This window comes from Gimibacter soli (genome assembly GCF_028463845.1).
In the GTDB taxonomy this organism is placed as follows: Bacteria; Pseudomonadota; Alphaproteobacteria; order Sphingomonadales; family Kordiimonadaceae; genus Gimibacter; species Gimibacter soli.
In genome coordinates this window covers 1,097,251-1,111,415 of sequence record NZ_CP116805.1, presented here as the reverse complement: position 1 = coordinate 1,111,415, position 14,165 = coordinate 1,097,251, and the positions used below count along the sequence as shown (strand labels likewise).

The following is a 14,165-nucleotide window of genomic DNA, read 5'->3' as shown; positions in this document are numbered from 1 at the left end:
GCGCCAATTTGGATTGCAGCCGCTATCCGCGAGGCCTAGTCTGATCCCGTCCGGATGGGAGGGTCCAATGCTGCGGTTCAAGCACCTTGCACTTGCTGTCGCCTTTTTTGCCTGCACGCTAGCGGGCGTGCCCGCCATGGCGGCTGACCCGGTGCTGGCGCCGCTCGCGCCGCTGATGGGCAAGACCTGGCGCAGTGTGGAAAACGGCACCAATCCCGATGGCTCCACCTTCAATGATGTGGTGCGCTGGGAATGGCAGGCGAGCGGCCATATGGCGCTGGCCACCCATTCGCTCAACGAAGGCGTTTATGGCGGTGTGACCCTGATCCATCACGACGCCAAGGCCCGCACCATCGTTTTCCGTTATGCCACCACCGGCGGCTTCTATACCGAAGGCACCATCGTGCCGAAGGACGGGGGCTTCGAAATCCTCGAGACCGTCAAAGGCACCACAGGCGGCCCCAGTGACGTGCGCACCTTCATGAAGATGGACGGCCCCGATGCTTACACCGTTGAAAGCCGCATGATGGTGAACGGCGTGTGGGGCGAACCGCAAACCCGTATGTACAGAGTTGATCCCGATGCCGATGTCCTATTCCACCAGTAAGGATACATCCAGCGCGCTGACCCAGGCGATGGACCGCCTGCTGCGCGAGCAGCTGAAGCGGCTGAGCGAGCTTGCGCTCGCGCAAGGTTCGCTCACCACCGGCCGCGTGCGGATCATGGCGACCGACCTTTTCAAAAACTCGCTTGGCGATAAATGGCAGAAGTTCGAGGCCCGCGTCTGCGACCGGCTGGAAGCCGAGATGGAAGAACATCTCGCCCCCGGCGATATCTGCCTGCGTACCGAACGATCCCGCTTTCTGGTGATTTTCGAGAAAACGACCCTTGATGAGGCGAATGTCGTCCTCGGCCGGATCGTTGCCCGTGTGCTGGAGCATTTCATCGGCGTCGAAGGGGTCGACCAGCTGCTTGAGGTGATCACCGAGCAGGTGAAGGGCACGGACCTGATGCGGTCAGCCCGCTTCCTTGAAATGATCGGCGATCTGCGGGACCGGGTTCCCGCCGATGTCGAAGCGCTTGAAAGCGAGGACGACGCAGCCAAAAAGAAGGGTGCCAAGGCAGCACCCGAGATCAGCCACAGTGCTTTCCAGCCTTTCTGGGATTCGGGCCACCAGGCCATTGTCAGCCATATCGTGCAGATATCGGCGGCCACGCCCGATGGCTATCGCGGTTATGGCTATATCGTCATGAGCCCTCGCCTGAAGGGGCTGGACCGCGACGCCATCGACTGTCTGATCGCCGCCGACAGCCTGCATCTGGCCGATGACCTGTACCGCGAGAATGTCATCGCGCCCCTCATCCTGCCGCTCAGTTTCGCGACCGCGAGCCGCGAGGACCGGCTGCAGAACTTTCTCAGCATCATCGAGAATATTTCCCCCGCCGCGCGCCGCACGCTGGGGGTCGAGCTGCTTGAGTTCCCGGTCGGCGTCAACCCGATGGCGCTGAAGCGGATCGTTGACCTGTTGAAGGCGCGTGTCCGCTGGGTGCTGATGCTCGCGGGGCCGGAATATACCCCGCATTTCGCCGACATTCAGTCCGCTGGCATCGGCTCGATCGGGCTTTCTGCGCTCAATATGCGGAACCTGTCGACACCGTCCCTCAAGGACCGTTTCGGGCTTTTCGTCCATGCAGCCCGCCGTGCCCGGCTGCGCACCCATGTGCACGGCCTTTCGACGCTTGAAATGGCCATGGCGGGCTATGAAGCGGGCTTCGATTATCTGACCGGGGATTTCATCGCGCCCCGCCTTAAAACCCCGATGGCCGTCGCCCGCCGGGACTGGACCAGCATCACCGAACACCCCGGGAACTAGCCCGGGTGACGAGCGGCATCCCGCCTTGCATGCTTGGGCATATGATATAGGCTACCTCTTCTGATCGAGATTTGGGGGATTACAGTCATGATGAAACGCCTGATGGCCCTGCTGGTGGCGATGATCTTCGCGGTGGCGTCTCTCGCCGCACCTGCCGCTGCACAAGTTTCTGACGAAGAGGCAGCAAAGGCAAAAGCCGAGATCATTGCTGTCGTCACCGCCATGGAGAAGGCGTGGAACAGCGGCGATTTCAAAGGCTATATGGCCGGTTTTGAAAATCCGGGCGTGCGGTTTGTCTCGGGCGGTCGCATCAAGGGCGGCTGGCAGGATGCGCTCGATAATTATGTGAATAATTATGGCGCTTCACCCCACGGGCGGGGCGAGCTCCATTTCTACGACATCACGGTCGAGGTCTATTCCCCCGACGCCGCGCTGCTGATCAGTCGTTACCATCTGGAACGGGCCGAACGCCCGCAAGAAGGCGTCAACACACGCCTCTTTCGCAAGATTGACGGGCGCTGGGTCATCAATATGAATCATGTTTCCTCGTTCGAAGCTCATGCCGGCGAACCCGGCACAGAAGGCGTGCCCGCCCGCTGATGGCGCCGGGCACCGCCCCAAACCCTTCCTCAAAGCCGTAATTCAGGAAAACCACCATGCTTTCACTCTTCCTCGCCGCCGCTTTGCAGGCTTCAAGTCCCGCTGACGCCTCACCCGTGATCAACCAGATCCGCGAGACCGGCACGCTGACCGCCCCCAAGCCGACCACAGCGGGCGATTTCCCGCCGCCGCTGCAGCCCACACCGGTGCCCGCGCCGGAACGGGTCGACTGGCCGATCAGCGAGGGCGATCATATCGTCCATGATTTCAAGTTCAGGAGCGGTGAAAGCGCGGCCGAGGTCCGTATCCATTATACAACGCTCGGCCAGCCGCATCGCAACGCCGCGGGCGAGATCGACAATGCGATCATGGTGCTGCACGGCACCGGCGGCAGCGGCAAGCAATTCCTTGTGCCGCAATTCGCCAATTTCTTGTATGGCCCCGGCCAGCCGTTCGACATCAGCAAATACTGGATCATCCTGCCCGACAATATCGGCCATGGCGCATCCAGCAAACCTTCGGACGGGCAGCATATGCGCTTCCCGAAGTATGACTATGACGACATGGTGGAGCTGCAGCACAAGCTGCTGACCGACGGGCTCGGCCTCAAGCATATCAGGCTGATTTTCGGCACCTCGATGGGCTGCATGCACGGCTTCATCTGGGGCGAGACATACCCCGATTTCCCGAAGGCGCTGATGCCGATGGCATGCATGCCAACGCAAATCGCCGGCATCAACCGCCAATGGCGGCAACTGGCGATGGATGCAATCACCAGCGACCCGGCATGGATGGGCGGCGAGTATGAAACCCAGCCCATACAAGGCATCCGTACGGCCTCGTCCATCCTCTTCATCGCAGGCTCGCGGCCATTGTTCTATCAGACGCAAAACCCGACCCGCGATCATGCAGTGGCATCGGTGCGGGCGGCAGTGGAAAGCGACATGGCACGCCGCGACGCCAACGATTTCCTGTATCAGTTCGACAGTTCGCGCAACTATAACCCGTGGCCGGGGATCGAGAAGATCAAGGCGCCGACAATGTGGATCAACTCGGCCGACGATTTCATCAATCCGCGCAATTTCCCCTATCCGGAATGGACGGTGAAGCGCAATCCGGCCATCCAGTTCCGCATGATCCCCGAGACCACCGAAACGCAGGGCCACGGCACCCACACCTGGGCGAAATTCTGGATCGAGGACCTGAAGGTCCTGATGGCACGCACGGGGGAATAATCCCCCGACCAGTGATCAGCGAACCCGGCGTGCCCGGTTGCTGTGCTGGATGAAGCCGATGACCTTGCCCCCCGTGTCGCGTTCGAACACGATGGGCTCGGCCTGCGTTCCATCATCCTTGACCCGCACGAACTGGTCCTTGGCCACGAAATACAGTCGCTCGCGGTTCCCGACCGGGTCGGAGGACGACAGGTTGAAGATCGCCAGATCGCCACGCCACAGGCCGACATAGGATTCATCGCCCCACGGCTGGGAATTATAGATGCCGATATAGTCGCCAAGGTCCGGCTTGACGGTAAGCCCGTGGCCGCCCTTTGCCTTCGCCACACGCTTTGGCTCGGCTTTCATGCTGCCTTCGCGGTAGAAGCCCATCAGCCGCGCAGCCACACGCTCGGGGCTGGCGCCGGCCGCATTGATCATCACGGCTGCGGCCACGTCATTGTCGGGGTCCATCAGCAGCGTGGTGCGGTAACCGGGACAGCTGCCGCCATGACCGACCAGATTGCGCGGGCCATCCCGCATGATGCGGAAGCCGAGACCGCGCGCGAAGGTCCAGTCCGGGTCCACCCAGTGCGGCAGCATCATTTCACGCAGCGTATGGCTTTCGATGATTTCCTTGCCCCCGTCCGTCAGCAGGCGGTGCTGCCACTGGGCGAATTTGGCGAGGTCCTTGACGTTCGAGGCAAACCCAGCCGCCGGGCCGATGGCTGCGGCATCGAACACGGGCTGCGCGTCGCGGCTGCGATCCCGCTTCACCGACCCATAGCCCACCGCCATGCGCGTGCCATGCAGCGCGGAGGGAACCGACGTTGTCGTGTCTTTCATGCCAAGGGGATCGAGGATCGTGCGCCGGACGAAGCTGTCATAATCCTCGCCGCTCACCGCCTCGACAATCTCGCCCACAAGCGTGAGCCCGAGGTTGCTGTATTGATACTGGGTGCGGGCGGGATACAGCGTCGTCTGACCGGAGGTAACACTGCGCACCTCTTCCTTCGAGGGGAAGTGAAATTCGGGCGCAGTCCAGTAAGGCGTGTCGACCTCGCGCGGCAGGCCGGAGGAATGCGACAGCAGGCCCTCGATGGTGATCGGGCCGCTACTCGCGAACCCCTGCTTCAGCACGAACCACGGCAGATGTTTTTCCACAGGATCAAGGACTGTAATCTTGCCGGCCTCCACCATCTCCATCGCCGCGACGGCGGTGAACAGTTTGGAGATGGAACAGATGCTGTAGATCGTGTCGGGTGTAGCCTGCACGCCGGTCGCCGGATTGGCGAAGCCGAAGCCGGCCTCATAGACAATCTCGCCCTGACGGATCACCGCGGCTGTCACACTCGGCCAGCCTTCATAGTCGCGCTGGGCGGAAAGCCATTCGCTGGTGAACGCCGCAATCGCTGCATCTGCCTGTTCGTCGAATATCTTCTCTTCTTTGGCGCCGGCCGGGGCGGCGGCCATCTGGACCATGGCCACAAAGGCGAGCGCTGTGGCGCTTCTTCCAGTTCTTCTCGACATGGATACTCCTCCCTCGCTCGCTATAGTTTAAAAAACGGCGCTGCTTTTGTCAGGTCTTTTGCAATTGCCTGCCTCTGATTGGCGCAATCGATCAAGATGATCGTCTTTCCCCATTGGCAAAGGCGGGGTGCTGTCGCTATGTAAACATCAGCAAATTCCAAGGAGGCACTATGAGCAACGCCAAGCATAGCAAGATGCTGATCATCGGGTCGGGCCCCGCCGGCTATACCGCCGCCATTTATGCGGCCCGCGCAAACCTTTCGCCCCTGATGGTTACCGGCATGCAGGCCGGCGGACAGCTCACCACCACGACCGATGTGGAAAACTTCCCCGGTTTCGCGAGCGCCGTTCAGGGCCCCGAACTGATGGAAGCCATGCGCGCGCAGGCCGAGCATGTGGGCACCGAGATCATTTATGACCTGATCACCGAGGTTGACCTGAAGGCCACGCCGAAACGCGCCGTGGGCGACAGCGGCACCGTTTACACCGCAGACACGGTGGTGATCGCAACCGGCGCCCAAGCCAAGTGGCTGGGCCTGCCGAGCGAGCAGAAATTCAACGGCTACGGCGTTTCCGCCTGCGCCACCTGCGACGGCTTCTTCTATCGCGGCAAGGAAGTGCTGGTGATCGGCGGCGGCAACACCGCGGTCGAAGAAGCGCTTTACCTCTCTAATCTTTGTGCGAAGGTCACGCTCATTCACCGCCGCGACGAGTTCCGCGCCGAGAAAATCCTGCAGGACCGCCTGTTCAAGACCGCCAATATCGAGGTCATCTGGAACACGGTTCTGGATGAGGTTGTCGGCACCACCGAGCCCCTTGGTGTAACCGGCGCGCGGCTGAAGAATGTGAAGACCGGCGATACGACCGACCTTGATGTCCATGGCATTTTCGTTGCCATCGGCCACAAGCCCTCGACCGAGATTTTCAAAGGTCAGTTGCCGATGGACGAGGAAGGCTATCTGATCAAGAAGCCGGACAGCACCCAGACGGATATCCCCGGCGTTTACGCAGCGGGCGACGTGACCGACAAGGTCTTCCGTCAGGCTGTCACCGCCGCCGGCATGGGTTGCATGGCTGCCCTTGAAGCCGAGAAATATCTGGCTGGCATCAGCCACTGAGACACGCCGACAAGGCAACAGAAGCGGGCGGGCCAGTGATGGCTCGCCCGTTTGCGTTTCAACCCATCTTTTCCAGAATATCCGCCCGCGCCGTCATGCCGGTTTCAGTGAGCGAAATGCCATTGCGGCCCTCGCCCAGATTGGCGAGCTGGACAAGCCCGGCCCCGCGCCCGACGGCGAGATGGGAGATATGCTTGTAAGCATCGGGTTCTGTCATCCCGAGTGCGCGGGCAACATCCCCCACGGTCAGCTGTTTTTCCGATCCGGCAATGAAAAGGAAGGCGACAATGGCCTCGGGCATCAGGCCGGGATAATGGCTTTTGAAAAAGCCGCTCGCCTGCTTCAGCATTTCACGGTCCGACATGGCATTGCCTCCCCGCCCCGGATACACGAAACTCCTTCGAATCTAAAGATTTCCGGGCCTTCTGCCAAGCCGTGAGCGCGCTATCGCTTGCACACCCGCGCACAGGGTGGCATCGTCCGGCCTATCGGGAGGACAGAATGGACTGGGACAGACTGCGGATTTTCCACACGGTTGCCGAATGCGGCAGCTTCACGAGCGCCGGCGCACGCCTGAAGCTCAGCCAGTCAGCTGTCAGCCGCCAGATTCGCGCACTTGAGGAAAGCCTCAATGTCTCCCTGTTCACCCGCCACGCCCGCGGGCTGGTGCTGACCGAAGAAGGCCTGCAGCTCTATCAGACCGCGCGTGCCGTGGTGCAGCAGATCGACAATACCGAACGCGCCATCATGGAATCGCGCCAGCGCCCCACCGGGGTGCTTCGGGTGACGACCATGGTCACCTTCGGCTCGGTGTGGCTGACCCCGCATCTGACGCAGTTCATGGCCGAATATCCCGAAATTCGCATCGAGCTGACGCTCGATGACCGCGATCTTGACCTCGCGGCCGGTGAGGCGGACGTGGCAATCCGCCTGCACGAGCCTGAACAGGCCGAACTGATTGCCCGGCCGCTCGCCACCTTCCATGCGCATATCTATGCAAGCCCCGAATATCTGGACAAGCGCGGCACGCCGGTGACCGCCAAGGACCTGGACCAGCACGACCTGATCACCATCGGCAACACCACGGCGCCGACCATTCGCGGCCTGAACTGGATTCTGGACGTGGGTGCCGGCCCGCATCGCCGCCAGCCGCGGCTGCTGATCAACAACCTCCTTGGTGTGCTGCATGCGGTGGAAGCCGGCATGGGCATCGGCGTGCTGCCCGATTATCTGGTTCACGACCGCAAAAAGCTCGTCCGCGTGCTGCCGGATGTCGAGGGAACCAGCTTCAACAGCTATTATTGCTACCCGCCGGAGCGAAAAAGTTCGGTGAAAGTCGCCCTTTTCCGGGACTTCATGATCCGCCAGATTCGCGATGCCAGCAACATTCTGTAGGTCTTTGCGCAATTTTATGACAGCGCTGGACACTTAAACAAAAATTTAATATCTCTGCGCCTGAGCCATGCGTTTAACGCATATCTGGATCGCAAAATTAACTATTTCCGGTTTCGCTGCGCCTGCGTATAACCCGTCTCAAGTGCTGCGGCGCAATACGCAAGTGAGTGCACCGCACCTAAAAGTTTGACGGCGTCAGTGATGCCTCCGTCATGAAAGCTGGTCCCGGGAACCCTCCCCTCCCCCCCACTTCCCTCCCGGGACCAGCATTCAAATCCAAGATCGAGATACTCTGATTTACCTCCCAATTCTCCCTGTACGGGCCCGGATTTCCGGGCCCGATTTTTTTGGGGTTGGTATCAGATGCTGGTGGGAAGGTGGCGGGTCAGCCGCCGAGTTCTTCGCCGCGTTTGCGGGCGGCTTCCACGGCACGGGTCAAAAGGCCGGTGAGCCCGGCTTCAGGCATCAGCACGCCAAGGGCGGCGGCTGTGGTGCCCCCGGGGCTCGTCACCCGCTCACGGAGCGTAGCGGCAGGCACATCGGCCTGTGCCTTCATCAGGGCCGCCGCACCGATCACGGTTTGCCGGGCGAGCGTCATGGCGGTTTCGGGGTCGAAGCCTTCGCGCTCGGCGGCGGCTGCCAGCGCCTCAACGAAATGGAAGACATAGGCCGGGCCACTGCCCGAGACCGCCGTCACGCTGTCCATCAGCGCTTCATCGGCAACCCATACCGTTTGGCCCGCCGCTGCCATCAGGGCTTCGGCGAGGGCTTTGTCCTCGTCCGTGACGCCTGTCGACGCACAAAGGCCGCTGACCCCTTCGCCAATCGCGGCAGGGGTGTTTGGCATGGTGCGGACGATGGCGCAGTCAGCCCCGAAGGCTTCGGCGAAGGTCGCGATCTTTACGCCCGCCGCAATCGAAAGGACCAGCGTCTCATCGCCCACAAAACGGGCGAGGCCCGGCAGCACATGTTCCATCGCTTGCGGCTTCACCGCGACCATCAGGGCACGCGGGGTGATTTCCGGCACTTCGCTTGCCGCCGCATAGGTGTGCGCCACCAGTTCACCCGCGGGTGCCGCGGCGAAAACCGGATCAATCACATGAAGGGCGGCAGCATCAAGTCCGGCACGCAGCCATCCATCCACCATCGCGCGGCCCATATTGCCGAAGCCGACAAGGAGAAGGGGCGAAGCGGGCGTGAAGGTGCTGAGCATAAGGGGCTGTTCCGGTGCTTGTTCCACAAAGTAAAATCGGGCGGAGCATAGCCCCGCCCGATCAGTACAGCAACCCGACTCCCTTGATCACACTCGGTACAACTCTGCACCACTCTGTACGCGCGGGTTGCGAACCCTTCTCCAATACTCCCCCGGAGAAGTGGTTACTCGGTACTCAAGCCGTGCCGGCACACTCCAGCATGGCTGATTCAATCGCCTGGTCGGGCGTCTGCCCGCCCCACATCACAAACTGGAACACCGGATAGAAACGGTCGCACTCGCCGACGGCCGTTTCGATGATGGTGGCGATATGCTCCTCGCCGATCGCGCCGATCAGCGGATCATTGGCAAGGCTGGCGTGCCGGTAAAGAAGCGCTTCCTCCTCGGCCCAGAATTCGAAATGGCCGATCCACAGGCGTTCGTTGATGCGCCCGATTGTCTGGTATACGTCGCGTTGCCGCACAGGCGGCACCTTCAGGTCGAAAATGCAGGCAAACTGCAGTGTCTTGAAATCGTCGCGCCAGTAAATGCGCATCTGCAAATCGGTATATTGTGCCGAAATGAACAGGGTCAGTTCGTCATCGCCCTGGCGCTCGTAAGCCCAGTCATTAGCAGCTGCCAATTCTTCGACGATGTCGACAGGATTGTGGAGAATGACTTCGGAGTGTTCTGTATTGAGTGTCGTCATCTCGTTTCCCCCTTGAGAGATGCGACCCGCCGGTCTGGACGTGCCCCGGCAGGCCCAATCGGTGCCGGTCAACGTGTCAATTTTTATGGCTCAGAAGCACGATATCTGGCTTTCTCGTCCACCAACAACACTAGATATAGCGTGCCATCACGGAGTCACCCGATCAAGGACGAATTTGCCGCCAGCCCGGAAAAGCTGTGGAAAACTCCGATTCGGCGAATCGGATGAAAAGTGATTCGGAAAGCAGTTCAAGCCGTTAGGAAACGGCGTTCAGAAACGACTTGCGGGAGAAATTTTTTCGCGCTGCAGCGGATCAGGCGGTCTTTTTGGCCGCCGTCGTGCGCTTTTTCTTCAGAAGTTCGATTTCGGCGCGGAGGTCTTCGTTTTCGGCACGGGCTTTTTCAGCCATCTCGCGCACCGCGTCGAATTCCTCACGGGTGACAAGATCAAGGCCGGCCAGCTGCCGGTCGAGCCAGGCGCGGAAGGCTTCTTCCATCTCGCCGCGCACGCTGTGCATGGCACCAGCCGCCCCGGTCGCGAGACGGGCGAAATCGTCGAAAAATTTGCTGGTCGTTTGCATGGGCGGCTCCTCTCATAAGGCTCCTGCCTCATATGGCGCATCGGCGCGCGCTTTTCAACAGGCAGCAGGGCTTGCGCTCCAATTGCTTGACTTGGCAATCCGCTCGCCCATGATGGCGCCCGAAGCAACCCGCAGGAGCTTTCATGCTGGACCTTATCGGCATCGGCCTTATCGCCTTCCCGGAAATCGACCCCATCCTTGTTGAAATCGGCCCGCTGGCCATCCGCTGGTATTCGCTCGCCTATATTGCCGGGCTGGTGTTCGGCTGGTGGTATCTCAGGCGGCTGATGGCGAGGCCCGGCGCGCCGATGTCACCCACCCATGTGGATGATTTCCTCACCTGGGCCACGATCGGCGTGATCGCCGGCGGGCGGCTTGGCTATGTGCTTTTCTATAACCTGCCGAAATTCATGGCCGACCCCATGGCCATCCTGCGGCTGTGGGATGGCGGCATGTCGTTCCACGGCGGGCTGATCGGCGTTTGCCTGGCAGTTGTTTTCTTTTCGAAACGGCACCGTATCGAAATGATGAAGATGGCGGACCTGATGGCGATCGTTGCCCCCCTTGGCCTGCTCACCGGGCGGCTTGCAAACTTCATCAATGGCGAGCTCTGGGGCCGCACGACCGATGTTTCATGGGCGATGATCTTCCCCGACGACCCGACCGGCCTGCCTCGCCACCCGAGCCAGCTTTATGAAGCCGCCCTCGAGGGCCTCGTGCTCTTCATCATCCTGCAGATCCTGTTCCACAAGACGCGCCTGCCGAAAGACAAACCAGGCGTGATCGCCGGCTGCTTCTTCATCGGCTATTCCTTCGCCCGCATGACGGTTGAATTCTTCCGCGAGCCCGACGCCCATATCGGCCTTGTGGACGGCATCTCGCGCGGCCAGATGCTGTCGGCCCCCATGCTGGTCTTCGCCGGCTGGCTGATCTGGATGGGCGTGACCTACAAGAAGCGCAAGGGTGGACAGGCCTGATGACTGCCCTGAAGGCCGAGCTTGTATCGCGTATTCGCACGCTCGGCCCCATGACGCTTGCCGACTATATGGCGGCGTGTCTGATGCATCCCGTGCATGGCTATTATCAGAAGGAACGGGTGTTTGGCGCCGACGGCGACTTCATCACGGCGCCCGAGGTCAGCCAGATGTTTGGCGAGATGATCGGTCTGTGGCTCGCTGATCGCTGGATCGCGCTCGGGCGCCCTGCCGCCATCAGCCTTGTGGAACTTGGCCCCGGCCGCGGCACCCTGATGGCCGATATCCTGCGCACCGCCGCCCGTGTACCGGGCTTCCGGGCGGCAGCAAGCATCCACTTCGTTGAAGCAAGCCGCCAGCTGCGCGCCCTGCAGGCCGAAAAGGTGCCGGACGCTATATGGCATGACGATATCCTCACCCTGCCGGGCGGTGCGCCGCTCCTGATCATCGCCAACGAGTTTTTTGATGCGCTGCCGATCCACCAGTTCGAACGCACGGGCAGCATCTGGCGCGAGCGGTTGGTGGGCGAAGACGGGGGCAGGCTCGGTTTCGTGCCGGGCCCGGCGAGCCCGATGGCGGGCCTGATCCATCCCGCCGTCACGGCAAGCGCCGAGGACGGCGCCATTGCTGAGGTCTGCCCGATGGGCGTGAGCGTCATGGGCACACTTTCCGCCATGATCGCCGAACAGGGCGGCGCATTCCTCGCACTCGATTATGGCTATGCCGCAAGTGCGGCGGGCGACACCTTTCAGGCCCTGAAGGCGCACGCCTACACCGACCCCTTCGCGGAGCCGGGAGCCGCTGACCTGACCGCCCATGTCGATTTCGCCGCCCTCGCCCGCGCGGCGGAGGAAAAGGGCGCCGCCGCCAGCCGCATCACTGACCAAGGCGCCTTCCTGATGGCCCTCGGCATCGGGGCCCGCGCCGAGGCACTGGCGGCGAGCGGCGATCCCGCCCGCATCCTTGCCGACCTGAAGCGCCTGACGGCCCCCGACGAGATGGGCACCCTGTTCAAGGCCCTTGCCGTGCAGTCCCCGGACCTGACCCCGCCCCCGGGTTTTTGACGCCGCCTTGACGCTGCCATGATTTGAAAAGCAGGATATGGCCATGAGCACCCAGCCAGACCGTTCGATCCTTTCCTCCCCCCACGGCTTTTTCAGCCGCCGGGGCGGTGTGTCTGAAGGGGTATTTGCGGGCCTGAATTGCGGGCTGGGCTCGGGCGACGACCGGGCGCTGGTAGCGGAAAACCGGCGCAGGGTGGCAGCAACGCTTTCCGGCAGCGCCGACACGCCGGTGGTCAGCACCTATCAGGTGCACGGCGCCCATTGCATCAGGGTGACGACGCCTTGGGGCGACGACCGGCCGGACGGCGACGCCATGGTGACGAATGTACCGGGGCTGATCCTTGGCATCCTCACGGCGGACTGCGGCCCCGTATTGTTCGAGGACTTGGATGCCGGTGTCATCGGTGCCGCCCACGCCGGATGGAAGGGTGCCGTCGGCGGTGTGATGGAAGCCACACTCGACGCCATGGAGGCGCTGGGCGCCCGCCGCAGCAGTATCAAGGCCGCGCTCGGGCCCTGCATTCATGCCGCAAGCTACGAGGTCACCCTGCCCTTCCGCGACGCTTGCGACAAAGCAGATACTGCTACGGGTGCCTTCTTCCTGCCCGGCAAGGATACGGATCATCTGCAGTTCGACCTGCCGGGCTATATCCTCGCGCGGCTCGACCGCCTTGGCGTGAGTGCCGGCTTTGTGGATATCGATACTTACCCGAGCGCCGACCATTATTCCTTCCGCCGCACAACCCACAGGGCTGAGTCGGACTACGGACGGCAGATATCGGCCATCATGTTGCCCCGTCCCTGAAAATGGGACACGTGGGACACGTGCCCCACGTCATTTTCCCGCAATATTGTTGTGCAGGGGTCGTGCGGCTTTACAGCGCCGGGCGGCACTGATAAACGGGGGCGAAATCCGATACCGCCACACCCATGACACGGAGGCCAGCCGATGGGTATGAAGATCCTGACCGGAAACGCCAACCCCGAACTTGCGGAGGCGATTGCGGCCTATCTGAACATGCCATTGACGAAGGCGGCGATCCGTCGCTTCTCCGATCAGGAAGTGTTTGTAGAGATTCATGAAAACGTCCGGGGCGAGGATGTTTTCGTCATCCAGCCGACGAGCTACCCGACGAACGACCATATCATGGAGCTGCTTGTCTCCATCGACGCCCTGAAGCGCGCAAGTGCCCGCCGCATCACCGCCGTGATCCCCTACTTCGGCTATGCCCGGCAAGACCGCAAGCCCGGCCCCCGCACCCCGATTTCGGCCAAGCTCGTTGCCAACCTCATCACCACCGCGGGCGCTGACCGCGTGCTGACGATGGACCTGCACGCCGGCCAGATCCAGGGCTTCTTCGATATCCCGACGGATAACCTTTACGCGATGCCGGTTCTGGTGCGCGACCTGAAGGAAAAATACAAAGGCAAGCAAACGATGATCGTATCGCCCGACGTTGGCGGTGTGGTCCGTGCGCGCGCCTATGCAAAACGCCTTGATGCCCCAATCGCCATCATCGACAAACGCCGCGAACGCGCCGGTGTATCGGAAGTGATGCATATTGTGGGTGAGGTCGAAGGCTATCACTGCGTGCTCGTCGACGACATCGTCGACAGCGCCGGCACCCTTTGCAACGCCGCCAAGGCACTGGCCGACGCCGGTGCGGTATCGGTTTCGGCCTATGTCGCCCACGGCGTACTTTCGGGCCCCGCGCTCGACCGCATCGCCGCCAGCACGATGGACGAACTGGTGATCACCGATTCGATCCGCCCGAGCGACGGTGTGAAAGTCCACGACAAGATCCGCGTTGTGACCGTGGCGCCGCTTCTGGCGGAAGCGATGAATCGTATCGCCCACGAAACGAGTGTGTCGAGCCTGTTCGACTAAGCGACAGGTGAGCGCTGGAAATCGAAA

The 14,165-nt window shown here is 61.7% G+C and carries 15 protein-coding genes; 10 read left to right on the top strand and 5 right to left on the bottom strand.

Annotated elements, in window-relative coordinates; all coding sequences use genetic code 11:
- The first annotated feature begins 67 nt into the window (after positions 1–67).
- From PH603_RS05375 to PH603_RS05360, 4 genes are all read left to right on the top strand, one after another.
- On the top strand, positions 68–607 hold the full coding sequence (locus PH603_RS05375) for a hypothetical protein (RefSeq protein WP_289504964.1): 540 nt from the start codon (positions 68–70) through the stop codon (positions 605–607).
- Positions 582–1,874, top strand: coding sequence for a hypothetical protein (locus PH603_RS05370; protein ID WP_289504963.1), 1,293 nt, complete (start codon positions 582–584; stop codon positions 1,872–1,874). The genes PH603_RS05375 and PH603_RS05370 overlap by 26 nt, the downstream gene beginning before the upstream one ends.
- An 87-nt stretch (positions 1,875–1,961) precedes the next feature.
- The gene (locus PH603_RS05365; RefSeq protein WP_289504962.1) at positions 1,962–2,474 is read left to right on the top strand and encodes a YybH family protein; all 513 of its coding nucleotides are present in this window, start codon (positions 1,962–1,964) and stop codon (positions 2,472–2,474) included.
- A gap of 56 nt (positions 2,475–2,530) precedes the next feature.
- The gene (locus PH603_RS05360; protein ID WP_289504961.1) at positions 2,531–3,709 is read left to right on the top strand and encodes an alpha/beta fold hydrolase; all 1,179 of its coding nucleotides are present in this window, start codon (positions 2,531–2,533) and stop codon (positions 3,707–3,709) included.
- A gap of 15 nt (positions 3,710–3,724) precedes the next feature.
- Here the strand turns inward: PH603_RS05360 and PH603_RS05355 are convergent, their stop codons facing one another.
- A complete protein-coding gene (locus PH603_RS05355; RefSeq protein ID WP_289504960.1) occupies positions 3,725–5,218 on the bottom strand; it encodes a serine hydrolase domain-containing protein in 1,494 nt (497 codons plus the stop codon).
- A 170-nt stretch (positions 5,219–5,388) separates the two neighbouring features.
- On the opposite strand from PH603_RS05355, the gene trxB reads away from it, so the two are divergent.
- Positions 5,389–6,336 carry a thioredoxin-disulfide reductase gene (gene trxB, locus PH603_RS05350; RefSeq protein ID WP_289504958.1) on the top strand — a complete coding sequence of 316 codons (948 nt, stop codon included), beginning with the start codon at positions 5,389–5,391 and terminating at the stop codon, positions 6,334–6,336.
- Positions 6,337–6,394: 58 nt separating this feature from the next.
- Here trxB and PH603_RS05345 read toward each other — a convergent pair whose 3' ends face one another.
- On the bottom strand, positions 6,395–6,700 hold the full coding sequence (locus PH603_RS05345) for a hypothetical protein (RefSeq protein ID WP_289504957.1): 306 nt from the start codon (positions 6,698–6,700) through the stop codon (positions 6,395–6,397).
- Between the two features lie 137 nt (positions 6,701–6,837).
- Between PH603_RS05345 and PH603_RS05340 the strand changes: the two genes are divergently transcribed.
- Positions 6,838–7,731: a LysR family transcriptional regulator gene (locus PH603_RS05340; RefSeq protein ID WP_289504956.1), complete on the top strand. Its 894-nt coding sequence runs from the start codon at positions 6,838–6,840 to the stop codon at positions 7,729–7,731.
- A gap of 385 nt (positions 7,732–8,116) precedes the next feature.
- Here the strand turns inward: PH603_RS05340 and proC are convergent, their stop codons facing one another.
- The 3 genes from proC to PH603_RS05325 all read right to left on the bottom strand — a co-directional run bounded on the left by proC (position 8,117) and on the right by PH603_RS05325 (position 10,212).
- The gene (gene proC / locus PH603_RS05335) at positions 8,117–8,944 is read right to left on the bottom strand and encodes a pyrroline-5-carboxylate reductase (protein WP_289504955.1); all 828 of its coding nucleotides are present in this window, start codon (positions 8,942–8,944) and stop codon (positions 8,117–8,119) included.
- A 175-nt stretch (positions 8,945–9,119) separates the two neighbouring features.
- Positions 9,120–9,632, bottom strand: coding sequence for a type III secretion system chaperone family protein (locus PH603_RS05330; protein WP_289504954.1), 513 nt, complete (start codon positions 9,630–9,632; stop codon positions 9,120–9,122).
- A gap of 313 nt (positions 9,633–9,945) precedes the next feature.
- A complete protein-coding gene (locus tag PH603_RS05325) occupies positions 9,946–10,212 on the bottom strand; it encodes an accessory factor UbiK family protein (protein ID WP_289504953.1) in 267 nt (88 codons plus the stop codon).
- A 143-nt stretch (positions 10,213–10,355) separates the two neighbouring features.
- Between PH603_RS05325 and lgt the strand changes: the two genes are divergently transcribed.
- The 4 genes from lgt to PH603_RS05305 all read left to right on the top strand — a co-directional run bounded on the left by lgt (position 10,356) and on the right by PH603_RS05305 (position 14,138).
- Positions 10,356–11,189, top strand: coding sequence for a prolipoprotein diacylglyceryl transferase (gene lgt, locus PH603_RS05320; protein WP_289504952.1), 834 nt, complete (start codon positions 10,356–10,358; stop codon positions 11,187–11,189).
- Complete coding sequence (locus tag PH603_RS05315) at positions 11,189–12,250, top strand: class I SAM-dependent methyltransferase (RefSeq protein WP_289504951.1); 1,062 nt, start codon at positions 11,189–11,191, stop codon at positions 12,248–12,250. The genes lgt and PH603_RS05315 overlap by 1 nt, the downstream gene beginning before the upstream one ends.
- A 43-nt stretch (positions 12,251–12,293) precedes the next feature.
- Complete coding sequence (locus tag PH603_RS05310; protein WP_289504950.1) at positions 12,294–13,055, top strand: purine nucleoside phosphorylase YfiH/LACC1 family protein; 762 nt, start codon at positions 12,294–12,296, stop codon at positions 13,053–13,055.
- 150 nt (positions 13,056–13,205) lie between these two features.
- Positions 13,206–14,138 carry a ribose-phosphate pyrophosphokinase gene (locus tag PH603_RS05305; RefSeq protein WP_353507383.1) on the top strand — a complete coding sequence of 311 codons (933 nt, stop codon included), beginning with the start codon at positions 13,206–13,208 and terminating at the stop codon, positions 14,136–14,138.
- Positions 14,139–14,165: the final 27 nt, after the last annotated feature.